General features: G+C 62.2%; 22 protein-coding genes. 10 read left to right on the top strand and 12 right to left on the bottom strand.

Annotated elements, in window-relative coordinates; all coding sequences use genetic code 11:
* Nucleotides 1–41: 41 nt before the first annotated feature.
* The 3 genes from Pan216_RS14780 to Pan216_RS14790 form a co-directional block, all read right to left on the bottom strand.
* Nucleotides 42–2,198, bottom strand: coding sequence for a bifunctional serine/threonine-protein kinase/formylglycine-generating enzyme family protein (locus Pan216_RS14780; protein WP_145258841.1), 2,157 nt, complete (start codon nucleotides 2,196–2,198; stop codon nucleotides 42–44).
* A 399-nt stretch (nucleotides 2,199–2,597) separates the two neighbouring features.
* Nucleotides 2,598–3,500 (bottom strand): histone deacetylase family protein, encoded by a 903-nt coding sequence (locus Pan216_RS14785; protein WP_145258843.1) that lies wholly within the window; start codon nucleotides 3,498–3,500, stop codon nucleotides 2,598–2,600.
* A 21-nt stretch (nucleotides 3,501–3,521) separates the two neighbouring features.
* Nucleotides 3,522–3,908 (bottom strand): carboxymuconolactone decarboxylase family protein, encoded by a 387-nt coding sequence (locus Pan216_RS14790; protein WP_419192541.1) that lies wholly within the window; start codon nucleotides 3,906–3,908, stop codon nucleotides 3,522–3,524.
* 142 nt (nucleotides 3,909–4,050) lie between these two features.
* Between Pan216_RS14790 and Pan216_RS14795 the strand changes: the two genes are divergently transcribed.
* The 5 genes from Pan216_RS14795 to Pan216_RS14815 all read left to right on the top strand — a co-directional run bounded on the left by Pan216_RS14795 (nucleotide 4,051) and on the right by Pan216_RS14815 (nucleotide 8,874).
* Nucleotides 4,051–4,743, top strand: a complete 693-nt coding sequence (locus Pan216_RS14795) for a 3-keto-disaccharide hydrolase (RefSeq protein WP_145258847.1) — start codon at nucleotides 4,051–4,053, stop codon at nucleotides 4,741–4,743.
* Nucleotides 4,744–4,984: 241 nt separating this feature from the next.
* Complete coding sequence (locus Pan216_RS14800; RefSeq protein WP_419192542.1) at nucleotides 4,985–6,154, top strand: iron-containing alcohol dehydrogenase; 1,170 nt, start codon at nucleotides 4,985–4,987, stop codon at nucleotides 6,152–6,154.
* Nucleotides 6,151–7,077 (top strand): 1-phosphofructokinase family hexose kinase, encoded by a 927-nt coding sequence (locus tag Pan216_RS14805; protein ID WP_145258849.1) that lies wholly within the window; start codon nucleotides 6,151–6,153, stop codon nucleotides 7,075–7,077. Before Pan216_RS14800 ends, Pan216_RS14805 begins: the two co-directional genes overlap by 4 nt.
* A 406-nt stretch (nucleotides 7,078–7,483) precedes the next feature.
* Entirely contained in the window at nucleotides 7,484–7,639 is a 156-nt protein-coding gene (locus tag Pan216_RS14810) for a carbon storage regulator (RefSeq protein ID WP_145258851.1), read from the top strand.
* 188 nt (nucleotides 7,640–7,827) lie between these two features.
* Complete coding sequence (locus tag Pan216_RS14815) at nucleotides 7,828–8,874, top strand: bile acid:sodium symporter family protein (RefSeq protein WP_419192543.1); 1,047 nt, start codon at nucleotides 7,828–7,830, stop codon at nucleotides 8,872–8,874.
* Nucleotides 8,875–8,882: 8 nt separating this feature from the next.
* Here Pan216_RS14815 and Pan216_RS14820 read toward each other — a convergent pair whose 3' ends face one another.
* From Pan216_RS14820 to Pan216_RS14845, 7 genes are read right to left on the bottom strand one after another with little or no spacing between them, the layout of a single operon-like run.
* Entirely contained in the window at nucleotides 8,883–10,214 is a 1,332-nt protein-coding gene (locus Pan216_RS14820) for a DUF58 domain-containing protein (protein WP_145258855.1), read from the bottom strand.
* Complete coding sequence (locus Pan216_RS14825) at nucleotides 10,211–11,302, bottom strand: AAA family ATPase (protein ID WP_145258857.1); 1,092 nt, start codon at nucleotides 11,300–11,302, stop codon at nucleotides 10,211–10,213. Before Pan216_RS14825 ends, Pan216_RS14820 begins: the two co-directional genes overlap by 4 nt.
* Nucleotides 11,299–12,426, bottom strand: coding sequence for a DUF4350 domain-containing protein (locus Pan216_RS14830; protein WP_145258859.1), 1,128 nt, complete (start codon nucleotides 12,424–12,426; stop codon nucleotides 11,299–11,301). Before Pan216_RS14830 ends, Pan216_RS14825 begins: the two co-directional genes overlap by 4 nt.
* Complete coding sequence (locus Pan216_RS14835; protein ID WP_419192544.1) at nucleotides 12,405–13,097, bottom strand: DUF4129 domain-containing protein; 693 nt, start codon at nucleotides 13,095–13,097, stop codon at nucleotides 12,405–12,407. Before Pan216_RS14835 ends, Pan216_RS14830 begins: the two co-directional genes overlap by 22 nt.
* Nucleotides 13,085–13,885 (bottom strand): hypothetical protein, encoded by an 801-nt coding sequence (locus Pan216_RS28380; RefSeq protein WP_419192545.1) that lies wholly within the window; start codon nucleotides 13,883–13,885, stop codon nucleotides 13,085–13,087. The genes Pan216_RS14835 and Pan216_RS28380 overlap by 13 nt, the downstream gene beginning before the upstream one ends.
* Nucleotides 13,875–14,906, bottom strand: coding sequence for a stage II sporulation protein M (locus tag Pan216_RS14840; protein ID WP_145258863.1), 1,032 nt, complete (start codon nucleotides 14,904–14,906; stop codon nucleotides 13,875–13,877). Before Pan216_RS14840 ends, Pan216_RS28380 begins: the two co-directional genes overlap by 11 nt.
* 28 nt (nucleotides 14,907–14,934) lie before the next feature.
* Nucleotides 14,935–15,669 carry an RDD family protein gene (locus Pan216_RS14845; RefSeq protein WP_145258865.1) on the bottom strand — a complete coding sequence of 245 codons (735 nt, stop codon included), beginning with the start codon at nucleotides 15,667–15,669 and terminating at the stop codon, nucleotides 14,935–14,937.
* Nucleotides 15,670–15,966: 297 nt separating this feature from the next.
* Here Pan216_RS14845 and Pan216_RS14850 point away from each other — a divergent pair, with 297 nt between their 5' ends.
* Both Pan216_RS14850 and Pan216_RS14855 read left to right on the top strand, forming a co-directional pair.
* Nucleotides 15,967–16,605, top strand: a complete 639-nt coding sequence (locus Pan216_RS14850; protein WP_145258866.1) for a hypothetical protein — start codon at nucleotides 15,967–15,969, stop codon at nucleotides 16,603–16,605.
* A 199-nt stretch (nucleotides 16,606–16,804) separates the two neighbouring features.
* The gene (locus Pan216_RS14855) at nucleotides 16,805–17,434 is read left to right on the top strand and encodes an adenylate kinase family protein (protein WP_145258868.1); all 630 of its coding nucleotides are present in this window, start codon (nucleotides 16,805–16,807) and stop codon (nucleotides 17,432–17,434) included.
* A gap of 449 nt (nucleotides 17,435–17,883) precedes the next feature.
* Here the strand turns inward: Pan216_RS14855 and Pan216_RS14860 are convergent, their stop codons facing one another.
* Both Pan216_RS14860 and Pan216_RS14865 read right to left on the bottom strand, forming a co-directional pair.
* Nucleotides 17,884–19,722, bottom strand: coding sequence for a serine/threonine-protein kinase (locus Pan216_RS14860; RefSeq protein ID WP_145258870.1), 1,839 nt, complete (start codon nucleotides 19,720–19,722; stop codon nucleotides 17,884–17,886).
* 117 nt (nucleotides 19,723–19,839) lie between these two features.
* Entirely contained in the window at nucleotides 19,840–21,066 is a 1,227-nt protein-coding gene (locus Pan216_RS14865; RefSeq protein ID WP_145258872.1) for an FHA domain-containing protein, read from the bottom strand.
* A gap of 182 nt (nucleotides 21,067–21,248) precedes the next feature.
* Between Pan216_RS14865 and Pan216_RS14870 the strand changes: the two genes are divergently transcribed.
* From Pan216_RS14870 to Pan216_RS14880, 3 genes are all read left to right on the top strand, one after another.
* A complete protein-coding gene (locus tag Pan216_RS14870) occupies nucleotides 21,249–22,649 on the top strand; it encodes a hypothetical protein (protein ID WP_145258874.1) in 1,401 nt (466 codons plus the stop codon).
* Nucleotides 22,650–22,752: 103 nt separating this feature from the next.
* Nucleotides 22,753–23,613, top strand: coding sequence for a tetratricopeptide repeat protein (locus Pan216_RS14875; protein WP_145258876.1), 861 nt, complete (start codon nucleotides 22,753–22,755; stop codon nucleotides 23,611–23,613).
* Between the two features lie 334 nt (nucleotides 23,614–23,947).
* A complete protein-coding gene (locus Pan216_RS14880; RefSeq protein WP_145258878.1) occupies nucleotides 23,948–24,280 on the top strand; it encodes a hypothetical protein in 333 nt (110 codons plus the stop codon).
* Nucleotides 24,281–24,359: the final 79 nt, after the last annotated feature.

Consider the following 24,359-nt stretch of genomic DNA (forward strand, 5'->3'; position numbering starts at 1 on the left):
TTCGCGTCACCCGTCACCAACGCGGAAGCCTCTGTTCGGCTCTACTTGTCGTCGGCCAGGGACACGACGCGAAAACCGAGGTAGCTCTTCCGTCTGGCTTGCGGCGACTTGAGCCGGCTCGTCGATCGGCAGTCCGCCGGGCCGTTGCCCCAACTTCCCCCACGGCACGCTCGATCCGACAGGAGGAACGAGCCACGAAGGTTCAGCGCCGGCGACCAATCGTAGTGCTCCAGCGTGAACGGGTCGAAACACCACTCCCAGACGTTCCCGTGCATGTCGTGGAGCCCGAAGCCGTTGGCGAGTTTCCGCCCGACCAGGTGCGCGTGCGCTTCCCCGTTGCCTCCCGCGTTGCCGTTGAACCAACCGTGCTTTTCCAACTCCCGTTCCGAGTCACCGAACGAGTAGCTCGTCGACGTCCCCGAGCGAGATGCGTACTCCCATTCCGCCTCGGTGGGAAGACGGTAGAAGCGCCCATCCTTCTCACTCAAGCGTCGACAGAATTCGTTCGCGTCGCGCCAATTGACGAAGACGGCCGGATAATCGTCGCCGACGTTGACGAACTCCTGGCCCGCCCAGGGCTCCGTCCCCATCACCTCTTTCCACTGCCCCTGCGTGACTTCCGTCGCTCCGACGTAGTAGGCCTTGTTCAGCGTGATCCGCTTCGCCGGGCTCTCCCCGTTGATCGCTTCCCTCGAGCCCATCTCGAACGTTCCCGGAAGGACGAGTTTCAGCGTCATCCCGACCGAGTTCGTGATCGTGCGGTCCAGGTGGGTCGCCCGGTCTGCGGGTAGAGTGGTCGTCGCGCTCGCGAAGACCAGTGACGGGTTCTTCAATTGCGCGTGATCGTCGGCATGATCCGTTTTTGCCGACAGGGAACTCGTCCCGGCTCCGCTGGTCGGCTTCATCGCGTCAGCCGTCGATGGGTTGGTCGTCGGCGTTTCCGAATGGTGGCCGGCGTGCTTCCCCGTGGAAGGAGTCTCCTTGTCCTCCTCGCCGTGGGGAATCACCACCACAGGTGGCGGGTCGTGCTCCTCGGATTGCCAGGGAAGCTTGAACTCCATCGTCATCGGCAAAGTGACAGCGGCCACGGTGCTGAAGACCAGCGTCGGCGCCCACCACTTCTTGACGATCTGACTTCGAGCGCTCGCGAAGTCCGCTCTCGATTCCGGAACCGTGTCGCGCGAGGCATGCCCCGCGGTCTCGAACTGACCGGCGGTCAAGAGCGTCGCGGCATCCTCCTTCGACGCTCCCATGGGCGTCTTAGGACCGACGCCCGAAAGGCGGCTATCGCTCAACGTCGCATCGTCGCGCCCGACGACCGAGCGCATGGGAGCACCCTGCCGCGTTCTCCAGCGTGACGCGATCTCGGTCTCCGACCGCTGGATCAGTTCCTCGACGAACGCGAGGCAATTGGGCCAGCGCTGGTCGGGTTCCTTGGCGAGCGCCCGGGCGACCACGCCCCGTTCCTCCTCGGGCAAGGGCGACAGGTTGGGCTCTTCCTCCATCGTCGAGCGAATGTACTGATAGATTTCCCCCGCTTGGTACGGGAGTTTGCCGCAGCGCAACTGGAAGTAGGTGACGACGAGCGAGTATTGGTCGCTGCTAAACGCGACGTTCGACTTGAAAGTCTCAGGAGCCGTGTACCAAGGCGTCATCGATCCGGTGTGGCTTGCTTGGCTGGTCTTCAAGACCTTCGCCAGCCCGAAATCGGCGACCTTCGCCGAATCGCCGACCAAGAAAATGTTCTGCGGTTTGATATCGCGATGCTGGATCCCGACGAGTGCTCCATCGGGGCCGACGTGACGCGGTTCGTTGAGAAAGTCGAGCGCCGACGCCGATTCGCGCATGTAGCCGAGCAGCTCGCCCTTCGGAATGCCGGTCAGGCCCGACTCACGGCACTCCTTGAACCGCTCCCACAGGCTGCGATCGCAAAGCGATGTCGCGATGACCAAGCGATCGTCGATCTGCACGGCGAAATGAATGTCCAGCAGATGCGGATGGCGGATGTTGCGAATCGCGTGCAGGGCGCGGAGTTCGGGATCGGCCTTCTGGTCCTCCATGCGGATGAACTTGAGGGCGACCTCGACGCCACCGGGGGCGCTGGCCTTCCAAACTTGTCCAAACCCACCTTCGCCCAACAACTTAAGGAGTTTGTAGCCTGGGAGGGGCTCCGTTCCAACATCGATGAGAAGGGCCATGCGCGTCCTCCAAAGCACCCACCCAATCCCGCAAGGGGATGTATCATGCCGAGCTTTAGAGGATGTTCAGTGGTGTGTCAATGGATCGCGGACGCCAGAGCTTTCACGGGCAGCCCCACGGACTCTCAATGTCGGCCTCTCTCTGCCTTGGGTGCCATGCCCACGCCCCGTGGGCATGCTGGAAAAGACTCATCACTCAAGGGTTCCCCCGCGCAAATACCGATTCCCCCCTCTCGTCAACGGGTAGCCCCGGTTGCTCCGCTACTTGGGTGGCGTAGCCGCAAGAAGTCGTGAGCGAAGGTTGAACACTGGGAAGAGAGCGTTTCCCGTTCTGGAAACGTTGAATGAGTTGGCTGAACCAATCGCCGATCGCCATCGCAGAACTCCCAAGTTGACCGATCACGCGTCACAGCGTCGGGCCGCTTCGCGAACGCTCTCCCAATGAATGTCGACGATGTCCTCGACGTTCGGCGCGTAGCCGCCGGCCATCGTCATCGCGACAGGAAGCCCAGTGTCTTGGCAACGGTCAAAGACCATGCGATCGCGTTCGTGCAGACCCTCCTTGGTAAGCGAGAGCCTTCCGAAGCGATCGTCGACGAAGGGATCGGCCCCTGCCAAATAGATGACGATCTCGGCCTTGGCCCGCTCGATCGCTTGATCGAGTCCTCGCTCGAGAGCCGCGAGATAGCCCCCGTCGCTGGTGCCGTCCTCGAGAGCGATGTCGAGATCACTCGACTCCTTGCGGTAGGGATAGTTGCGAGCCCCATGGATCGAGAAGGTGAAGATCGCCGGATCGTCACGGCAAAGAGCGGCGGTGCCGTTGCCCTGATGAACGTCCGCATCGACGATTAGCACCCGCCCAACCACGCCCTCTCGCTGGAGCACCCTCGCCGCGACCACGCTGTCATTGAAGACGCAATACCCTTCTCCGCGCTCGTGGAACGCGTGGTGCGTTCCGCCGGCGAGATTCACCCCAAAGCCATCGCGAAGTGCCGCCCGAGCCGCCTCGATCGTCGCTCCCGTCGAGCGCCGCGATCGCTCTACCAATTCCAAGGACCAGGGAAAGCCGATGCGACGCACTTCGTCCGGTTTGAGAAGTCCCTTCTGAACGCGCTCCAGATAGTCGCACGAGTGCGCGAGAGCGAGCTGCTCATCGCTCGCCGCCGGCGGCGTCGGATCGACGCCCTCGGGAATGAGCCCCGCTTGCCGGACGCGCTCGGCCAGCATCCCGTATTTGCTCATCGGGAAGCGATGACGATCCGGCAACGGCAACATGAACTGGTGCGTGGTCAGGATGCGCAAACGGGATTCCTCTGAGGTCTGTCAGTCCCCCTTCTTCTCCTCGGCGACCACTTCGGCCGCGGTCGCGAGACCTTCCCACGCGGCGGGGAAACCGGCGTAGGGGGCGATATGAAGCAACGCCTCCATGATATCTTGATGCGTCGCCCCGTTGTGCAGCGCCATCTTCACATTGAGCTTCAACGCCCGCTCGCGGCCCAACGCCGCCATCGTGGCGACCGTGATGAGACTCTTCGTCCGCCGATCGAGGCCCGAGCGACTCCAGATCTCTCCCGACACGAATTCGACGACGTATTCGGCGAAGTCGGGACAGGCCTTGATCCACTCCTCGCGGACCTCGCGAGCATGCTCGACTCCCATCATCTGCTCGATCAGTTTCCAGCCCCGTTCCTTGCGATCAGTCGGATTCATCCGTTCGTCTCCAGGTTCGTGCGCCACCTCAACCGGTGAGCCGCCATTCTTTTTCCCTTGAAGGCCCCCATGCCCATCGTTACGGTGCCCACCGGATGCCGGCAATTCATTCCAATGATCAACGCACCAGGGGGAACTGTCCATGCTACGTTTCATCGGTTGGGCCGCGATGCTCGGACTCTGCGTCTGGGTCACTTCGGAAACCATCACCTCACGAACGCTCGCGGACGAGTCCGGCTGGACCGAACTCTTCAATGGCAAGAACCTCGATGGATGGAAGGTCTGGCTAAGCAAGTCCGACACGCCGCCCGAGGAGGAGATCAGCGTCAAGGATGGCGTGATCGATGTCCGCGGAGACGTGCGCGGCTATCTCATCTCCGACAAGGAGTACGGCAATTTCGTCCTGAACTTCCAGTGGCGCTGGTCGGGGGATCTCGAGAAGAAACGGGGCCGCAACAGCGGCGCGTTCGTTCGGGTGATCGGTCCCGATCGGATCTGGCCCAAAGGGGTCGAGGCGCAGCTCATGGCGGGGCATGCCGGCGACTTTTGGCTCGTCGGCGGAGCCAAGTTGACCATCGACAAGAGCCGGCAGGACAAGCGCGTCGCTCGTCACTACTTCCGCACGAAGGACGGCGTCGAAAAGCCCCTCGGCCAATGGAACGACTACAAGATCGTCTGCGACGGCGGCACGATCAAACTCTTCATCAACGGCGAGCTCGTCAACGAGGGGACCGATTGCGACATCCCCAAGGGGAAGATCCTCTTCCAGTCCGAGGGAGCTCCCATTCAATTTCGTAACATCAAGATCAAGCCGTTGACCGGGTCGACGTCCTAGGGGACGGGCGGTGGGGTCGGCGGTGGAGTCGAGTGGGGGTAGCGACAGCGCACTCGCGCATACCCACGCAAGCGTGGGGCATGGCACCCGGCGTAGGGCATGGCACCCGGCGTAGGGCATGGCACCCGGGAACAGATACTTCACTCATGGGCTTTGCACTCGGAAGAGTCTTGAAGAGGAAGACGGACCAATCAATGAGCGGGAGTTGTCGGGGAGATGACTCCCGTGAAGAGGAGCCATCATGTCGCTGAGCTACGACCTGCTCACCCCGTCGAAGATCGTCTTTGGCTGGGGAAGACGAAACGAAGTGGGTCGGCTCGCCAAGAGCCTCGGGCGGCGAGCCTTCCTCGTGAGTGGCTCGCGTACGCTCGAGAAGCAAGGCGTGCTCGAGGAGTTGACCAACCACTTGCGCGAGGCCGAGGTCGACGTTATTCCCCTCGCGTCGATCTCCCATGAGCCGGAAGTGACCGACGTCGACGAAGCGACCGCACGACTGCGATCGCACGATCCTGGACCCGGCGATCTCGTGATCGGCATCGGCGGTGGCGCGGCGCTCGATCTCGCCAAGGCGTTGACCGCGATGGCGACCAACGCTGAGAGTCCGACCGTCAAGGACTACCTCGAAGGGGTCGGCAAGGGTCTTTCGCTCAACGTCCCGCCTCTCCCGATGCTGGCGATGCCCACGACCTCGGGAACCGGGAGCGAGGCGACCAAGAACGCCGTGATTTCGTCCTACGACCCGCCCTTTAAGAAGAGCCTTCGCTCCGAGCAGATGGTGCCGAAGATCGTCCTCGCCGATCCCGAGCTGACGGTCTCCGCGCCGCCGACGGTGACCGCCTACAGCGGGATGGACGCGATCACGCAGTTGCTCGAAAGCTACATTTCGTGCCGCGCCAAGCCGATCCCCAAGGCCCTGGCGCTGCACGGTCTGCAACGCGCCCTTCCCGCGATCAAGGAAGTCTGCCGCGACGGAACCTGCCGCTGGGCGAGGGAGAACATGGCCCACGCCGCGCTGCTCTCCGGCATCGCTCTGGCCAACTCCGGCCTCGGGATGGCTCACGGCGTCGCCGCGGCGCTCGGCGTTCACGCCAAGGTCCCCCATGGGCTGGCGTGCGCGGTGATGTTGCCGGTGGCGCTGCGCGTCAACCGAGAGGCCGCGGAGGAGGATTTGGCGACCTTGGCGCCGCTGTTGGCGAAGCCCGGACCCAACGAACCGCCGGCCGACGCCTTGGTGCGGACCATCGCCGAACTCTGCGACGCGGTCGCGATCCCCAAGCGTCTCTCGGAGATCGGAGTCTCCGCCGACCAGATCCCCCGAATCGTGACGAGCTCCCGGGGCAACAGCATGAACGGCAATCCCCGCGAGCTGCCGGATGACGAGTTGACCAAGATCCTGGAGGAGATGCTGTGATTCTCGCCGCGGGCCTAACCCCAGCCTGGCAGCAGATCCTCTGCTTGGACGACCTGGAGTTGGGCGAAGTCAACCGAGCGTCGAAAGCGACCTGGTGCGCTTCGGGCAAAGTCATCAACGTCGGCATCGGCGCCCATCACCTCGATGGCAACGTCAAGGTCCTCGCCCTGGTCGGCAGTTGGTCGGGCGACGCGCTGGCCGAGGAACTGACGGCGCTGGGGATCCCCACCCATCTGATCTGGACCGATGTCCCGACGCGTGTCTGCACCACCTTGATTGAACAGAGCGGCCCCCGGATCACCGAACTGGTCGAGAACGCCCGGCCGATCGAGAACGAGGCGATCACGCAGTTCGTCGAGGCCTACGCGAAGGAACAAGAGGGAGCCAAGGCGGTCGTCCTCTCCGGGTCGCTGCCTCCGGGAGCCCCCAAGACAATCTACCGCGACCTCATCGCGAAGACGTCGGCGCCGGTCGTCCTCGATGCCCGCGGGCCGGAGCTCAAGGAAGCTCTCTCCACTCGTCCTTTCGTCGTGAAGCCGAACAAGCAGGAGCTGGAGGCGACTGTCGGCCGGCCGCTCGAGACCGAGAACGAACTCGTGGCGGCGATGCGCGAACTCGTCGAGCAGGGTCCGGAGTGGGTTGTGATCACCCAGGGAGGCAAGTCGGTCTATGCCGCCAGCCGCGATCGGGTCTTCACTTGCACGCCTCCGAAAGTCGCGGTCGTCAACGCGATCGCGTGTGGCGACTGTTTCGCGGCGGGGCTGGCGTGCGCCATCGGGCGTGGACGCACGATGGAACAGTCCATCCCGTTCGCCGTCGCGGCCGCGGCCGAGAATGCCCGCATGCTGCTTCCAGGCCGACTGGAACGGCGGCGAGTCGACATTCTCGCGGAAACGATCGCGATCTCTCCCTTTTCCCCCTGACCGGAGTCTCTCCGGCCCCCCGAAGGACCGCCCCGCCAAAGTAAATCCTGTCCGAGTTCGGTCGCGCCGCGTGAGGCCAATCATCACCACAACCACTAACCAGCAAGCAGTTTACAGCACATGCCCGAGACTCGCCCAACGGTGGCGAGGTCGTCTCCGATCGGCCGCAATCGCGTTGGGTCTTCGACCACGCACCGAGACCCAGGCAAAAGATGTTGAAAAACGGAGAGGATTTACTGTCCCCTGTTGAGGCGTAATCCGTATTAGCTGTGGGAAGCACAGCTTGTTGGGCATCACTTGACGGAACCAACCCGAGCGCTACGATCCCTCGTTCAGCGCGTGATGTAGTCCCGAGCCGACGCATCCTCAACTGGGAACGCACATCGTTTGTGGCAAGGAGGTCGCCATGCTCGTTCTAACTCGGAAACCCTCCGAGAAGATCGTTATCGGAGATAAGATCACCGTGACCGTCGTTCGCGTCGACGGCAACAAGGTCCGCTTGGGTATCGAGGCGCCGCCCGACGTTCCGATCTTCCGCGACGAAGTGGTCGCCAAGGCCTAGCGAGTGCCTACTTCCAACTAATCGAGTTGTCGACATCGCTCCGTTCGACGAGCGGAGTCACCCGCGCGTTCGCCCTCTCCGCGGCGACGGCGATCCTGACAAGGTCGATCGGCATCGCGATCGAGCTTTACCGCTGAATCGCGACTCATATGGATAAGGACGTCATTCCGGAGGGGATACGTCCATCGATGCTGAAGTTTCTCGCACGCCGCTGGTTTCTCCTGTTCGTTCTGTTCGGACTCATCCTGGTTAGCCAGTTTCCCGACACCGCGACGACTCTTCTCTCTCCCTTTTCGACCCGCTACCTCGCGGCGGCGACCCTCTTTGTGATGTCGCTGACGCTGCGGACCGATCGACTTTGGAACGCGGTGCGGCACCCCGGCCCCGCTTTCGTGGCCTTCGGGATCACCTATCTGATCGCGCCGCTGTTGGGCTGGCTCACCGCGGAGACCTTGGTTTCCGATAACTACCGCGTCGGGCTGATCCTGGTTTGCACCCTGCCCTGCACGATGGCCTCGGCGTCCATTTGGACACGTATGGCGGGCGGAAACGACGCCGTCGCGCTGACGGTGACCGTCTTCACCAACAGTCTCGTCTTCCTCTTCACCGCCGGTTGGCTCTCGATCCTGACCGGTACCGAGGTCGAGATCGACACCTTCGGGATGGCCCGGCAATTGGTACTTGTCGTCGTTATCCCGATCATCCTGGGACAGATCGTCCGTCTCTCCAAGGGCGTGGCCGACTTGGTCGACATGCAGCGCAAGCGACTCGGCATCATCAGCCAGTGCTTCATTCTTATCCTTATCTTCAAGTCGGGCACCATCGCTCACGAGGGCCTGACCGAAGTCGAAGGTCAAAGCGTCTTCAGCTGGGCGTTTCTGAGTGTCGGCGTGGTGTGCATCGGGCTTCACTTGCTGTTGCTCGCCACCGGCTTTCAGATCGGCCGACGATTGTTCTCTCGTCCAGACGCCATCGCGGTCGCGATCGCGGGGAGCCAGAAGACGCTCCCCGTCGGCGTTTACCTTCTTAACGAGTACTACGCCGCCTCGGCCCACTTCGGCATCGTTCCACTGCTGGTTTGGCACATCGGCCAACTCGTCGTCGACACGTACATCGCCGAGCGGTTCTACTACCTCGCTCCCAAGGAGCCGGAGCCCACCCCTTCCACCGGCGCTTCCCCGGCAAGCGCCAGCGACGAACCGCGCGATAAAATCCCCTCTGAAAATGAGCGTTGAGGCCGCTTCTAGAGAAGATGGCGAGCCTTGATCCGCAGGTATTCGTTGATCAGCGGAGCGGTCAGGTCCTCCGGGAAGACGTCAAGCGTCAGCACGCCCTGATGCCGCAAGTTGCTCAGGACTTGATCGCGCCACGAGAGAATGTCGGCGGCGGCCGCCGCTCGATAGAGTTCCCCGCCAACCAGCTCGTCGTGGCGCTGCCCCTCGGTCGAGGGGACCGCGTCGAAGAGTTCGTGATCGCGCAGCAACACTCCCATCGGCAGATGTCGACCCGTGACATTGGAGAGCTGGGCGGTCACTTGGTTCGCGTTGACGTCATCGATGAGGTTGGTGATCAGGATCACCAGCGACCGCTTGCGGCAGCGATGATTGAGGTACAGAAAAGCCTCGTCATAGCGTGACTCGACCAGGTTCGGGAACAGGTCGTGCACGGCGTGAACCAGGCGGTTCTGATGCCGCGCGCCCGAACCGAGCGGAACCCAGCGGTGGACCTGGTCGGAGAAGGTCAGCAGCCCGACTTCATCCCCCTGCGTGAGGGCCACGTGGGCCAACATTAGCATCGCGTCGAGTGCGTGATCGAGCAACGAGTGGCCCGCGGCCTCATTCATCATCATCCGGCCGCCGTCGATCATGAAGACGACCCGCTGATTGTGGTTGGCTTGGTAGTCGCGCACGATCAGTTTGCGGCGCCGGGCGGTCGCGCGCCAGTCGAGATGACGGTAGTTGTCGTCGGTGGTGTAATCGCGCAGTCGCTCGAACTCGTTGGCCGAGCCGAAACGGCGCGACTGGCGAACCCCGAGAAGACTGAGCCGATCGAGTCGGGCATAGAGCGCGTAGCGCGTGATCTGCTTGAGATCGGGATAGACCCGTAGCTGGGTCGCGACGGGAATCTGATGGATGCGGCACCACAGTCCCATCCGACTCGCCGACCGAACGTAGACGAACTCCATGGTGAACGAGCCGCGTCGCCCGGGCGTCAGCGTGTAGTGCGTCACCGCCCGCGACTTCCCGGGGATCAACAGCTCGTGTTCCTCGGGATCGCAAGCGAAGCCCGCGAGATGGTCGTCCCGCACTTGGATTCGGTGGCGGCGCCGTGTCCGGTTGTCGATCGAGAGGACGACTCGATGCTGTTCGCCAAGCGAAAGGATCGTGTCACACTCGCGCGACGCCAGGAATCGGTGGGGGCCCGCCAGCGTCAACGAGTCGGCGAGCGAAAGGCCGACGATCAGCGCATCGATCAACACGATCGCCGGCCACATGCCGGGCGCGACCAACAAGCCCAGCGACAAGACGCAGGGCAAGAGGCAGAGCACCACCAGCGATCGCCCCGGCGTGATCACAGGCGCGGCACCTCGATCGAACGGACGATCTCCATGATCACGTCGTCGGTGCGACGTCCCTCGACTTCCGCCTCGGGGGAGAGGATCACGCGATGGCGAAGGGCCGCGAGCGCGAGATCGACCACGTCGTCGGGAACCACGAAGTCACGACCCCGAAAGGTCGCCAGCACCCGCGCTCCGGCCAACAGGGAGATCCCCGCGCGGGGGCTGGCCCCGAGATAGAGTTGCGGCCACTCGCGCGTCCGTCGGACGATCGCGCTGATGTAGTCGATCACCTTGTCGTCGACGCTGACGCTGTTGCAATGCCACTGGGCCTCTTGAATCTCCTCGGGACCGGTGACGGTCTCGATCTGCTCGATGCCCTGCTCGACCGACACCGGCCGACAGTGGAGCCGAAGAATGTCCGACTCCTCGACGTCACTGGGGTAGTCGACGACCACTTTGAACATGAAGCGATCGAGCTGTGCCTCGGGAAGGTTGTAGGTCCCTTCCGACTCGATGGGGTTCTGGGTCGCGAGGACGAGAAAGGGCGCCTCGATCGGATAGCGCGTTCCGTCGATGGTGACATGACGTTCCTGCATGATCTCCAGGAGCGCCGAGTGCGTCTTGGCCGGAGCGCGATTGATCTCGTCGGCGAGGAGAAGCTGCGTGAAGACCGGCCCCGGCCGAAACCGGAACTGCTGTTCGTGCATGTCGTAGATCGGCGCCCCGGTCACATCGGTCGGCATCAGGTCGGGCGTGAACTGGATCCGATTGAACTGACAGCCGAGCACCCGGCCCAGCACGCGGACGAGCAAGGTTTTTCCCAGTCCCGGAACCGACTCGATCAAGACGTGGCCGCCGGCGAATAGGGCCACGAGCGTGCCGCGCACGAAGTCCTCTTGCCCCACGTAGATCTTCGCGATCTCCCGGGTGACGCGGTCGAAGAGACCGGCGATCGGCGAGGATTCGTCCGGCGGAGTCGCACTTGCGTGGTCTGATTCGGTGGTGCTGTCGGTGCCCGAAGCGGGGTTTGCCGAGTCTCCATTCGAGGGAGTCCGGTCCTCGGCGAGGGCTTCCCGCTCGGGCGGGGATTCTTCGTTAATCATTCTTTCTCCTGCGCTTCGGCGACCGAGTCCCCTTGATGTTTCTGGCGGTACTCGGCCACGCGCTTTCGTGCGAACTCGCCTTTGCCGGTCGACTCCAAGAGGGCTCCGAGGGCCGCGACGTGTCGACCGAACCGATAGACCTCGCGTTGCTCGACGACCTTGGGGCGTCCGAAGATCGGAAGCTGGTAGAGCCCGTAGATCAATCCAAGAGCGATCAAGTGCATGCCGACCCAACTTAATGGAAAGACGCGCAGAAACGAGAGCAATCCGGGCGATTGCTCCTCGGCTTCCCCCTGTCGCGTCCCCAGCACGAAGGTGACCCGCTTGCCCGAGCCGATTGCCTCCCCCAGCGCGCCGGCCAGTTTGCGATGTTCTCGATTCACCAAGCCGAAGTTGAGGAGGAACGATCCGTTCCCGACGATCCAGACGCTGCCACCGGCCAAGGGCAGTTCGGAGATGACGGTGTCATCTCCCGAGGTGACCAAGGGAATGCTCCACGGCGAGACCTCCAGTCGGCGCCGAAAGCGCAAATCGAGCTCTCCCTGCTCGAGCCCGAGATCGTCGGTCCACGAGGGTTCTCCCGTCACGGTGCGAACGATGCGTTCCTCGGCGGTCGGCGCCAAGCGCCAGCCGTACCAATCGGCCGACTCCAGCTCCACCGCTTCCGAAAACAACGAGCGCTGCCGGTCCTCGGCGGATCGACGGCGCTGGGTCGCTTCGTCGATCTGGTCTTCGTCGAGAGAGCCGGGAGGCAACGCCAGCAGCGCGTCCCAGTAGGCAATCTCGGTGTCGCTATCTCTCGGGACGATGATCAGATGCCGATCGTCTCTGACCTCGAGCCACTCCTCGAACCAGAGGCGAGTCGCCCCATCCAACCGCCCGCCCGACGGATCGAAATAAACCAGGACGTCCTCCCGTTCCATCAATCGCGGGGTGAGCCGATAGGAGAAGCCGACACGATGTCCCTGTTGCCGAAGTAGCTCGGCGAAGCCTCGAATCCCGTTGATACTCGCGCCGTGAACCGACCCGTAGCTCGTGTCGAGATGGGACTCGCATCCAGCGCTCCCCAGAAGCAGGAGCCCGGCGAGGAACGTCAACCCCGTCAACTTGATAGGGTGAGCCATTGATCGGTCTCCTTGCGGGTCTCCCAGAAGCGATCGAAGCGGTCGCGGTCGATGGGGTGATGGCCGAAGAAACTCTCCTCGAAGATGCCGACCGACAACTCCATCGTCGGCCCGAGCGACGGGGCATGGCGAGCGACTTCGTGGAGATACTGCCGGTTGGTCTTTCCCTTCGCCAGTCGAATGATCGACGCCCGATCGAGGATGATCAACTGGTGGCTGAAGAGGTACGCGATCGCCAAGCCGAGGTTGCCCGCGGCGAACTGACGCTCCGCCTCGGCGATATAGTCGTCGACTTTGCGAACTTGCGTCGGGAGTGCCTCGATGCGATCGGACTGGCTGGAGGCCTGCTTGGCCCGTGGCTCCTCCCTCTCGAAAGAGTGCGAGCGCAGCGCCGCGATCACGAGATAGATGAGCAATCCGGCGACGATCCCCAGGATCACGTACATAAGGATATTCAGGATCGAGCCGGCACCGGGATTCGCGGCCGGCAGATTCGAAGGCGGCCGTCGCTTCGGTGGAAAGAGGGGCTTCGCGGCGTCCTTCTCGGCGTCGTACCAGGGAAAGCTCCCCTTGCGGAGGGCCGACTTGCCGTGATCGACCGCCGCCGCTCCCGACTCCTCGGCGGACAGGGCGCCTCCGATGATGAGGGCGGAGAGAATCAACGCTTCCACGACGGCTCCTCGAGAAGCCGAGCCCGTTCGGCACGGAGTTTCAATTCGACATCCCAACCCTCGCGCCGAATCCGAACGTTCAGGTAGGCGAGATAGCGGACCACCGCAAAGTAGCTGATGACCAGCCAGAGCGATACCCGACCTTGCCAGCCGAAGTAGGGCAGCACGGAAAACATCTCTTCGAAGTCGAACCAATCCTGACTCCACTGATCGTTCCAGACCTCGGAAATGGTGTTGAGTCCGAGCAGAAGAACAAAGAACGCGAAGCATCCGAGCATCATGTCGGCCAGGCTCGACAGAAAGATCTCCCCGACGATGGGCGAATGAAACGACATGCGCCGACTCGTCCCCAACCAACGGGCGCGTTCGAGGAGAATAATCTCGTTGAGGTACTTCATCCCGATGGCGACGAAGGGAAAGGTGACGACGACAGCGGAGAGCACTCCGCGGAGGATCGTCTGGTAGATGATGAGCTGCCAGAGCGAACCGACGAAGTCGCGAAGCAGACGAAGCACGGAAACGCGGGAGAGAAAAGTGACTTGACCGAGGTAGAGGGTCATCAACGCGGTCGCCCACGGGATCTCGATCACGATCAGGAGGAAGTAAAGAAACCCGTGGTACTCCGCCCGTTCCAGCAGATAGGAGTTCAGGACGTAGCAGGGAAGAATCCCCGCCGCCGCGGTGAGCGAAAGCCCCAACCACCAACGGCGAATCACGACCAGGGCGAGGTCGAGCACATCGGCATGACTTCGTTGTCGAACCTCGATTCGGGCTTGGTCAAGACGCATGGAGGCTCGCCCCCTTCGGCTCGGAGGCTTCGTGCATTGCCTTCGTCTTTTCTCCAGCGCGATCCGAGCGTCCTGTTGGAAGAGACGGCACCAGAAGATACGCGATCAACGTCCCCGCGCTCGCGAGGGCGACCGCCGCCTTGACCCGATAGGGCAACGCCGACGGCGAAATGTAGCCTTCGAGAAACGCCGCCAGGACAAAGAGGAGCGCCGAGAGGGCCACGATCTCGAGTGCCGGGCGCGATTGTCGGCGAAGTGACTCCATCCGCGTATAGCCCTGGGTCGCGATGAGCGAGAAGCCGAGCCGCAGCCCCGCACCGGCGGAAAGAACGATCGCGGTCAACTCGTAGGGCCCGTGAGAGGTCACGAACTCGAAGAAGTTCGGCGCCTCGGGAGCCCCCGCCATGTAGCCGAAGACCGTCCCCAGGACGACGGCATTGAACGTCAGCATCACGAGACTGCCGATCCCGACAAAGGCCCCCAACGCGAAGCACTGTAGGCCAATGCCGGTGTTGTTGAAGATGTAGAAACCCGCCATCGTCGTGTTCAGATCATTCTCCCGCCCCTCGATCGGCTCAGCGTACATTTCCCGCATCCGCTCAAGAGCTTGCTGGCCGAGCACATCCTCCGCGAAGCCTTGGAGGACGAAGGCCGCGACGCCCGAGAAAAGGAACGCCCCCCAGAAGAGGGCGAAGCAGATCCAGACGGCGCGATCGCGAACGAGGCGGCGCGGAACATCGACAAAGAGGACTCGCCCCCAACGGGAGATTCGGAAGCGCTGACTGCGGTAGAGGATGTTGTGAGCGCCGCCGACGAGTTGGTGGAGATACTGAACTGTCTCGTCGGGCAATCGGTAGGACTGGGCCAACGCGAGATCGGCGCACGTCGCCCGATAGAGAGCGGCGAAGCGAGCGATTTCCTCCGGCTTGGAGCGACCGGTCCATCGGCCGAGTCGGCGCGAGAGTTCCTCGAGTTCCTTCCACTGGGGTCGTCGACTCTCGAGCAGATCGGTGACCTTCACGCACGGCCCTCCCGGCGGTGATCGATGATCACGTGTAGCTCCGTTTGTAGAGGGCGCACAACACCAAGTCGGGATCGGCCGACTCCGCGATCTGCCAACGGTCCCACAACGGCTCGACGACGAGGCTCGCCAGTTCGCGACGTCGCGCGGGAGCGAGGACCGATCGACGACCGATGTATCCCGCCACCGCCTTGGAGAATCTCGGTTCGGCTTGGTAGGAGGTCGGGATCAGGTCCATCACCGCCGGCAGTCCAGGGTGATCGACCTGACGAACCTGCGAGAGCTGATGACGTTCGTCGACGATGACCATGGTGTCGGCGGCGAGATCGCCCAAACGCTGAAACCGGCGCGTGACGAGAAAGCAGACGAGGGCCGGGAAAAAGAAGAGCCACGGAAAGAAGTCGGCGTAGCGCAGCAGATTCCTCAAGACGGCTTGCTGCCCGTTGATTGGAAGTCCCGCCGTCGACACGACGCGTAAGCGAAGGAGTCGTTTGCCTGGCGTCTGGCCGTTCATGATGATCTCGAAGAGGGCTCCGTAGCTCCAGATGACGACAAAAACGAGCACCAGAATGATCCCGCCGCTCGCGCGGGTCTGAAACAGCCATCCGATCGCCATGTTCAACCCGACGATGAGAAGGAACTGAATCACGAGATCGATCATCCAGGCGGGCCCACGCCGGCAGGGGCCGGCCAACCGGTAGCGAAACGCGATGTTCTCCGGGGTGACGATGCGAATGGTGGTATCGAGCGGTTCCGGCGTCACTCTGTAGTAGACTCCCTACATCGGGCTGTCGATCGACACTGCTCGCGGGCGGGTCGCGCGGATGGCCTCGCCGCGTCGCCTCGCGTGGGCGCTCCGGCGGCATGGAGAGAATAGACCAAACCGGAACCCGCTAACAGCCTAGCCGGCAATGGAAGCCTCGACAATGCCTCGTCCCGACTTGCACCCACGTGACCGGGCGAGTATAGGGGGAATGGTGAACAATCTCGACGCCGGGCAACTCCCCTCGTTCACCGTCGCCGCCGTGAGCCAACATCTTCGTTGGAGGGAGAACGTCCGTTGATTCTCACCGACTATTTCAGCGTGTCGGTGAGCCGACTCCCCATCGGTCACCGAACCCATCAACCGATTGTGGATGAGGCGGGGCAAGCGATGTTGGTCGCGGGAAGCGAGATCACCAGCGACTTCGTCAATGGACTCGTCGCGTCGCGAATCGAACGGGTGTACGTCCATCGCATCGATCGGGAATCGTGGGGCTACGCCTCGGCGGCGGATCGTGCGAAGAACCTTCGCGGATCGGAGAATCTGCCGCGCCGCTTCGACATGAGGCGCTCGCGTTTGCAGCCACCTCCCCAGGCGATGATCGACTTGGCCCGGGCGTCGCTCGCCTCTCCGCGGGGGTCGGCCGATCCCGAGAAACGCCACGAAATGAGGTCGACGATCGCGGTTCCCGTTCCCGTGATCCCCTTGAGCGATCGCCACGTGGCGCTCGACGTGCCGACCATCGCGATCCTTCGCGACATCTCGACGGCGGGGGCGAGCCTGCTACATTCGCGGATTTCACGCGGGAAATACTATGTCGTCGAAGTCGACTCGCCGGGCGGAGAGTCGGTGCAATTGCTGCTTGAGGTGCTGCGGTGCCAACTCGTGGGGCGCTTCTACGACATCGGCGGACGGCTGGTGGCGAAGCTTAGTTGACGCCCGATGGCCTCTGTCGACTTGAGACGCCGAAGTTTCGACACTATCATCGGCATATTGTGGCCAATCGGAGAAGAAACCTACATTCGGGAATCACCAACGCCAGCAGGCCTACCGACGGCACGCCGCGTCCAGCGTCTCTCTCCGCCCCCTGGGGGGAGCACCAACCATCGCCCAAAGCCAGCAGAGGAAGAGATCGATGAGCCAATATCAAACCGTGCTCCTTTTTGGCCCGCCGGGAGCGGGCAAAGGAACACAAGGTCGCATTCTTGGGACGATTCCCGGGTTCTTCCACTGCGCCTGTGGCGACGTTTTTCGCCAGTTGGACATTCAGTCGGACATCGGACGCTTGTTCCTGGACTACTCGTCCAAGGGTGAACTCGTTCCCGACGAGATCACGATCGAGATCTGGGCCAGGCACATCGACAATCAGGTCGTGTTGCGGGCCTTTAAGCCGGAGTTCGACGTGCTCGTTCTCGACGGGATTCCGCGAACCGTCGAGCAAGCCGATCTCTTGACCAAGCACATCCACGTGCTCAAGGTTCTCCATCTCGTCTGTCCCGACGAGGAGCAGATGATCGAGCGACTTCGCCGCCGGGCCCTACGCGAGAACCGGATGGACGATGCGAAGGAGTCGGTCATTCGCCATCGTTGGGAAATCTATCAACAGGAAACCGCCCCGCTTTTGGACTACTACGGCGCCGGCCACATCGCCGACATCGACGCCCAGCGCTCTCCCGGCGAAGTTCTCCAGCAAAGCCTCGAGATCCTGATCCCGGTCCAGAATTCGCACTTCGCGCGCCTGTCGTTCGAGCGAGCCGTCGACTGACGAAGGTGGAGCGGCCGGGTGCCCTTGACCAAGCGTGGGCATGGCACCCAAAGATCTTTTCGTCAACGAAATGACCCATCAGGACACTAGGCATCGTCTCAAGAGTTGATCGTCGGCGCGAGGCACAGCGAGTTGGTGGGGGACGAGGAGGTCGAAACAGGCGAATCCGTTGGATTCGTCGATGCAGACCGACAAAGTCCCGTGGCAACGTAGCCAGCCGAAGCCAGAGCCGACTTTTGAGACGGAGCCTAACAGTCCGTTGATTTGAGCGGGCCAGGGCGAGAACGAGCCATGCTGGCCAAGATCAACAAGAAGAAACGCAGGCGAATCCGTAGATTCGTCGAGTTTCTTTGACGCGGACATTGGTCAAAAGGGCTGCTAGTCGCCGAGACAACCACACACGTTTCGGGAGAAGTCCAATGGATGCGGCAGCATTGCCGATCAGGTACCTAAGAACCGAACAGCAGAAAGAGTCCGGCGACGAGCACGACCAGGCATAAGACGGCAAGAACGATGATGGCCAGCATCCCCATGCCTCGCGACCTCTCCGAATCGGTGGAAACGACCCCACTACGCGGCGTCTCTTGCTTGGGAACGCTCTGGTAGGAACCCGAACCGGGCCGATAGAGCCGATTCCACTTGCGATTCGACCCGTCGAGATTGATCTCCTCCTCGGGTGGAGGAGCATCCTCCCGCGCTGGTGGTTCCGCCACGCGTTCATTGACGCTGGCCGCGGCATCGCGCCCCGACCGGGACTCGAGGGGCGTGCGGTGTGCCGATTCGACGCTTTTTTGTTCGTTTTGGGACGAAATCGGCGCACTTTGGGGCGGATTCGTGACGTCTTTGGTCGAAATCGGCGCCTTTTGGGGCCGTTTTGCCCCCTCTTCGGGCTCGATCTCCTGATCGAACATCTCTTGTTCGACCGCGCGAGCAATCGAGCTGAGAATCTCTCCCTGATCGAGCGTCGAGACGTGATGGGAGATCCCATCGGAGGTCTTCCCCGACTGAACATCGATCAACGTCCTGATGAACGCTTCGCAGCTCGGGAAACGTTCGTCGGGCTTCTTGCTCAAGGCCTTGAGCAGCACATCGCGCTCGTCGTCGCTCAGCAAATCGCTGCCGAGTTTGGGATTGGCAAAGAGATGCTGCTTGCGAATCTCCGCGGCGCGGCCACGAAAGACCGACTTGCCCGTCCGCAACATGTAGTAGCTGATCGCCAGGGAATACTGGTCGCTGTGAATCGACTGGTAGCCTTCGACGATCTCCGGCGCCATGAAGACCGGCGTTCCGGCTCCCATCGTCTTTCCCATCGCCAGGGCGAGGCTCTCGGTCATCCGCGACAAGCCGAAGTCCCCGAGCTTGATGCGATCGGCCATGAGCAGCATGTTCGCCGGCTTCACGTCCCGGTGAAGAATGCTCTCGCGCAGGTTCAGAAAGTCGAGCGCGTCGGCGGCATCGATCATGATCGGATGCAGGCGATCGCACGGAATTCCCGGAAGACCTTCCCGCTGCGAGATGCGAAGTTGCTCTTCGAGCGTCGTGTCGGCCAACTCCATCGCGATGTGGAGTTGGTCCTCCTCGATCCACCACCCAAAGATCTGTAGCAGAAACGGGTGCCGCAGCTTTCCGGAACAGAACAAGTCGAGCGACTCGCGTTCGCGCTCGATCGCCCTCGGGGAAACCGATCCGAAGATGCGTTTGATGGCGATGGGCACGCCGCCGGGAGCCTCGGCACGCCACACCTCGCCAAACCCCCCTTCCCCGATCTTGCGGATGAGCTTGATCTTTGGAGGAATCCCCGCGTCCGCCGGGACCGAGAGGACATCGGTCGCGATGGAGGGCGGATCGCCCGTCAACGTGTCATCGGTGTCTTGGGGCAAATCGACGAGCGTCGGGTCCGATTGGTCGAACAGATCCTTCAACGAATCGGCGACACGCGGAAAGCGCTGCTCGTAGTCGGTCAGGCTGACGCTTTCCCCATGGCGGTGGCGAACGCGGTACTCGTTGCACAGCAGTGATGGAAAGCCTTTGGCGTGGAGGAGTTCGGGAAAACGCTCGAGGTAGCGTTCGACGTAGACTCGCTTGCCATCCTTCCAATGCAGCTCCAAATCGGTCTGCACCAGTTCAAAGAGAAGAGGCAGGCGCAGCGAGTCGGAGGCTTCGGGCAAGTACGCCTCGAGGTCATGCGAGTTGCCACCCCGATACTCTTGCTCGAAGCGCGCAAGCACTTCCTGGAGGCGATTCCAGTCGTCGCTTCGGAGTTGATTGATGTCACTTGGCGCGGTCATGGTTCGCCGAGGCTCAGCGTCGTCGGGGTGGCTTCAGTCACCACTTTGGGTTTGTTGACGGATCGCTTCCAATGGGATTTCCCCATCCTCCACGCTCGACCCCCGCCAAGTCTAGCTTTATTTTACCCCAGGAAAGAGCACCCCGACCAACTGTTCCCCAATGCGGAACATGTCGCCGTCCACGAGAGGGGCGGGACCGTTGATCTTCATGAAGGTCCCATTCAAGCTCATCAAGTCCTCGATGGTGAAGGTCTTTCGTTGCCTGTCGTATCGAATTAGGGAGTGTCGTGGGGAAAGAAAATCGTCCGCCCGCACCGAGATGTCGGTCGAACTGTCGCGGCCGATCGAGATCGGCTGTTCCAGATCGAGCGGGAAATGACGCTCCATCGACGATTGATCGCTGATCTTGGTCAGCCGCGCGTCGACTGGATCCCGTCCCTGGTCGGTGTTCTCGCTCATTTGGAAAAGTTGGCTGCCACACAAGAGTCGGCAACCCGGAGGCAGCGGCCACGGAAACCCGGGGCGGAGTCGCAGAAAGGTCCCGTTCCGACTTCCCTCATCGATCAGCGTCAGCCGCGATTCCTGCCATTTCAGGACGACGTGACGCCCCGAGACAAGCAAATCGTGCGGGATCAGCAAGTCCCCGTGCTCGCGTCCGATTCGGAATTCCGCCCGGCGAATCGTGATATGCTCCCCAGGGAGCCCATTCTCGTCGAACAGGACGATTCGGGGCTGAGGATGCCGCTTGCGGGGACGAAAGAGCTTCGTGCCGTCGCTCGAGTCACTCGGCTTCAACCACGAACCGGACGACAACGAGGGAGCGATCGGCTCCTCGGCGACCAGCGTGTCGTCCGCACTCGACGAGTCCGATTCCAATCGCTCGCGCGAAGCGACGAGCCGAATGCCACTCTCGGAACCCTCCGGAACCGGCACCCGCGACGCGAGTCGCTTACGCAACACCTCCGAGAGCTTCGGGAATCGCTTGTCGTATTCCTCGAGACTCGGTTCGCGATCAAACCGGACGCGCCACTGAAATTCATCTTCGAGCAGACTCGTCATCTCGCCACTCTCGAGCAGTTCGGGGAACTCGCTCAAGTAGTGTTCGACTTGCACTCCCTTTTTGCGTCGCCAGCGCAGTTCCAAATCGGTGCGAACCAACTCGATTAAAAGCGGCTGGTAGATCGGATCGTCCTTCGGGGGCAAGAAGTCGGCGAGTGGTCTCGGAAAGGACATCGCGCATTCGCGCTCGAAGCGATCCAGTTGGTCCTGAAGTCGTTCCCAGCTCGCGTCGTCCATCGTGAACGGTACTTCCCTACCCTCTTGCCGCTTCGTCGTGGCTCGCACGCTCGTGGAGTCCGCACCTTCCTCGACCTGAGCGGCGAGAAGATCCGGCGAACGCCAGCTCCCCTCACGCTCTTTTCCATCGACCGCGAAGACGCCGAGCCTACTTCTTGTCTCGCTCGAATAGAGACGTCAGAATAGCCCGGATCGGTCAATCACGGCAATCCTCTATTCCGAGCAACCGCATGCTTTCGAAACCACCGTCCGCGCGTCTCTACCTGCTCATCCCGAGCTACCGCCGCTGGGTCACTCCCGGCATGACGGAACTACGGATCCGCATCGCGGGCCTGACTCGGGACGATCTTGAGATCGCCGGACTCATCGTGACCGAACAGGATCTTGATACGGGGTTCACCGACCGTCGGCCCCATCGCGTTGATCCATTGCGGGCCGAAGCCCGACTTCCCATTCCCAATTTCCATCGCAACGGCCAGATACGCTGCTCGCTTGTCGAACGCAGGACCGGGCGCGAGTTCGCCAACGCGTCGTGGCGTCTGATCGTGAAGGAGTCCGGCGGTTTGGCGTCAATGGCTCACTTCACGCCGCGAAACGTCGCGGTGATCAACAACAAGCTCACTTACCCCAAGATCTGGCGACCGACCGATCCGAAGCTCCAGACGTCCGCCATTGTGCCAAAGCTCGCCGAAATCGCGAAGGCTGGATTCACGGGAGTTCTCCTCGATCAGCGGGGGCTCGATCTCAGGGAACTCCTCGAGGTGGCCGGGGCGGCGAGTGACGCGATGCTCGACGTGATCGTTTCCCCGTTTCCGTCGGGCAAGTACGACTCCGAGCGGACGCTCGACCAGACGGCCGAGCGTACCCGAGCCCTGCGCTCTTCCAGGGGCATTGGCGGCTACTGGTTCGGTTTTGACGACGTCGACGAACCGGCCATCGCCGAACTCTACCGGACGGTGCGTTCGACCGACTCCAAACGCTTTTGCCTGCTGCCGCGTTCGCAATTCGGCCCAAACGACTCGACGCCCGGCTTTCAGGACGTCGTCGCCCTGCCCGTCAACCCCTCGGAGACGTCTGCTAGCTTTGAAAACGCCGCCGACAACGGTCTGGTGACCTTCGGCGAGATCAGGGTCCATGGGGCCCCCGAGACGCCCGCGGCCAAGGGGCCCGAACCGTCGGAGACGCTGACCCCACGAGAACAATTCTACCGCCAACTCACCGCCGGCTCCTCCGGCGTGTTGCTGTCCAGCTCCTCCCTCTCCCCAGACGACAAGTCGATGGCGAGCCTCCTTCGCGAACTCGAGGCGATCACCCCCTTGCTCCTGCATGGCCGGACGATCGCTTGGCCCGCGAGTGACGAAGCGAAGAAGGAACTGGACGGCCAGCGGATCAGCCTCTGGCAACGTCGCGACAAGAATGCGTTCCTGCTCGTGGCGATCAACCAGGCCAACGACGAACGCCAGGTCTCCCTTCCGATTCCTCCGGGAGGAAGTCACCTCTACGTCTTCGGAGAGGATCGCGAACTCACCCTCGAGTCCGGCCGGCTCAAGGAAACGTTCCAACCATTAGCGGTGCACGTCTACACGAACGACAAGGAACTCGCGCGGTCGTTCCCCTCTCGGGACAATTGACGTTCCCACGAGGTGGACGACTCTTCGCGCATTGCCCATAAACGACGACGGACTGGGCCAAGACTTCATGCGGGCCCTTGGAGAGCCTTGATGGAGACAGGGGATGCCCTTTTCGCCTTGGATCGATGACGTCACGGAAGAGACCTTCGTGGAGGAGGTGCTCGCCCGCTCGCGCGACGTTCCGGTGGTGCTCGAACTTTGGGCCGCGTGGTGCGCCCCCTGCAAAGTCCTCTCCCCGCGGCTCGAAGAGTTCGCCAACGAGGGCAAGGGCGCGTTTCTCCTCCGCAAGCTCGACCTCCAAGCAAACTCGAAAGTCGCGCAGAAGTTTAACGTGAAGGGCGTTCCCGCGGTGATCGCCTTCGTGAACGGCCTGGCCGTCGACCAATTCATGGGACTTCCACCCGAGGACCAGATGCGGCGGTTCATCGGCCGTCTCATTCCGACCGAAGCCGAGACCCTGCTAAGCCAAGCGGTGGCGTTGGAACCCGAGGACCCGCGACAAGCGGCTGAGCTTTACGAGAAAGTGGTCGCGCTCGATCCGACCCTGACCGCGGCCCGCGCGGCCCTCGCGGAGTGCTACGTGACTTGGGGCGAACTGGAGAGGGCCGAGGAGCATGCCGCCGCGATCCCCTTCGGCAACAAGGGATACCATCGCGCCCAGAACGTGCAGACCCGGATCGAGTTTCGTCGCGAGGCGACGGCGATTGGCTCCGAGCATGAATGTCGCAAGCGCTGCGAGGCGAACCCCGACGACCTCGAGGCACGCCGTGATCTCGGCTTCGTTCAAGCGGGAAAGGAAGAGTGGGAAAAGGCGCTCGAGACTTTCATCAGCATCGCCGAGACGGATCGCGAGTTCGGCAAAGCGCGGGTGAAGGAACCCGCCTACCGCATCCTGAGCATCGTGGGATCGACGATCACGACGGCCAACGACTACCGCAACAGGCTCTCCGAGGCGTTTCGCTAGTGCTCTGTTCCAACTTCAACTCAGTGTTGGGGCAACCCTAACCCTTTGGCACTGGCGGACAAGCAGCCAGTGGCACCTCAAGACTTCGTTGGACCAGTGCGCTAGTCTCCGTCTCCAGAGTCGGCTCGAGCTCTAATGGGCTGCGCCCTCTCCTTGGCCCCCACTGGAGTGGCGGAGTCTGATTCTAGCGTAATTCTGGGGCCCATTCTGGTTCTATTCATGCTAAAACAGAAGAATACTGGAAGAGCATGCACGTGGAGTCAAGGCCCCCTCCAGGGGATCGACTGCTTCCACGGGAAGTGACCCGGCGTCACTCGCAGAAGAGGTAAATCAGTTGCTGCACAGTCGAAGCACGCTGTTCATGAACAGCACGACGTGGACGGCCCTCGGTTTTCTCGTGGGGGTCGCCGTCGGCGAATTCCTGCCCATCGGCCAACGACTCATTCCCTTGGCGGCCGTAGTGGGAGCGGCGATAGCGGTCCTAGTCACGGGACAGCTCGCGCGGCGCCGCAAGAATAGCGTGGTCAACAACCGCCTCGAGACGATCACCAAGGAATTGACGTCGACCGAAATCAACGCCATGGATCAAGCCAAGCGCGAAGCGGCGAAGAGGGGGCGATTCGACAGCAAACCCGCCGCGCCGGCTAGCCCACCCCAAGAGACGTAAAGAAAGGCTCTCCCCCAACATCACAAGGGGAAAGCCCTGGCGTTTCTTCGAGCGGAGAAGCCCCCAACCACACGGTTGT

The sequence above is a fragment of the Kolteria novifilia genome, assembly GCA_007748055.1.
Classification (GTDB): Bacteria; Planctomycetota; Planctomycetia; order Kolteriales; family Kolteriaceae; genus Kolteria; species Kolteria novifilia.

Bases quoted from the DNA above. Each gene is read 5' to 3' on its own strand.
- Pan216_RS14780 (WP_145258841.1), bottom strand. From the start codon at position 2,198: ATGGCCCTTCTCATCGATGTTGGAACGGAGCCCCTCCCAGGCTACAAA.
- Pan216_RS14790 (WP_419192541.1), bottom strand. From the start codon at position 3,908: ATGAATCCGACTGATCGCAAGGAACGGGGCTGGAAACTGATCGAGCAG.
- Pan216_RS14795 (WP_145258847.1), top strand. From the start codon at position 4,051: ATGCTACGTTTCATCGGTTGGGCCGCGATGCTCGGACTCTGCGTCTGG.
- Pan216_RS14800 (WP_419192542.1), top strand. From the start codon at position 4,985: ATGTCGCTGAGCTACGACCTGCTCACCCCGTCGAAGATCGTCTTTGGC.
- Pan216_RS14810 (WP_145258851.1), top strand. From the start codon at position 7,484: ATGCTCGTTCTAACTCGGAAACCCTCCGAGAAGATCGTTATCGGAGAT.
- Pan216_RS14815 (WP_419192543.1), top strand. From the start codon at position 7,828: ATGCTGAAGTTTCTCGCACGCCGCTGGTTTCTCCTGTTCGTTCTGTTC.
- Pan216_RS14825 (WP_145258857.1), bottom strand. From the start codon at position 11,302: ATGATTAACGAAGAATCCCCGCCCGAGCGGGAAGCCCTCGCCGAGGAC.
- Pan216_RS14830 (WP_145258859.1), bottom strand. From the start codon at position 12,426: ATGGCTCACCCTATCAAGTTGACGGGGTTGACGTTCCTCGCCGGGCTC.
- Pan216_RS28380 (WP_419192545.1), bottom strand. From the start codon at position 13,885: ATGCGTCTTGACCAAGCCCGAATCGAGGTTCGACAACGAAGTCATGCC.
- Pan216_RS14855 (WP_145258868.1), top strand. From the start codon at position 16,805: ATGAGCCAATATCAAACCGTGCTCCTTTTTGGCCCGCCGGGAGCGGGC.
- Pan216_RS14860 (WP_145258870.1), bottom strand. From the start codon at position 19,722: ATGACCGCGCCAAGTGACATCAATCAACTCCGAAGCGACGACTGGAAT.
- Pan216_RS14870 (WP_145258874.1), top strand. From the start codon at position 21,249: ATGCTTTCGAAACCACCGTCCGCGCGTCTCTACCTGCTCATCCCGAGC.
- Pan216_RS14875 (WP_145258876.1), top strand. From the start codon at position 22,753: ATGCCCTTTTCGCCTTGGATCGATGACGTCACGGAAGAGACCTTCGTG.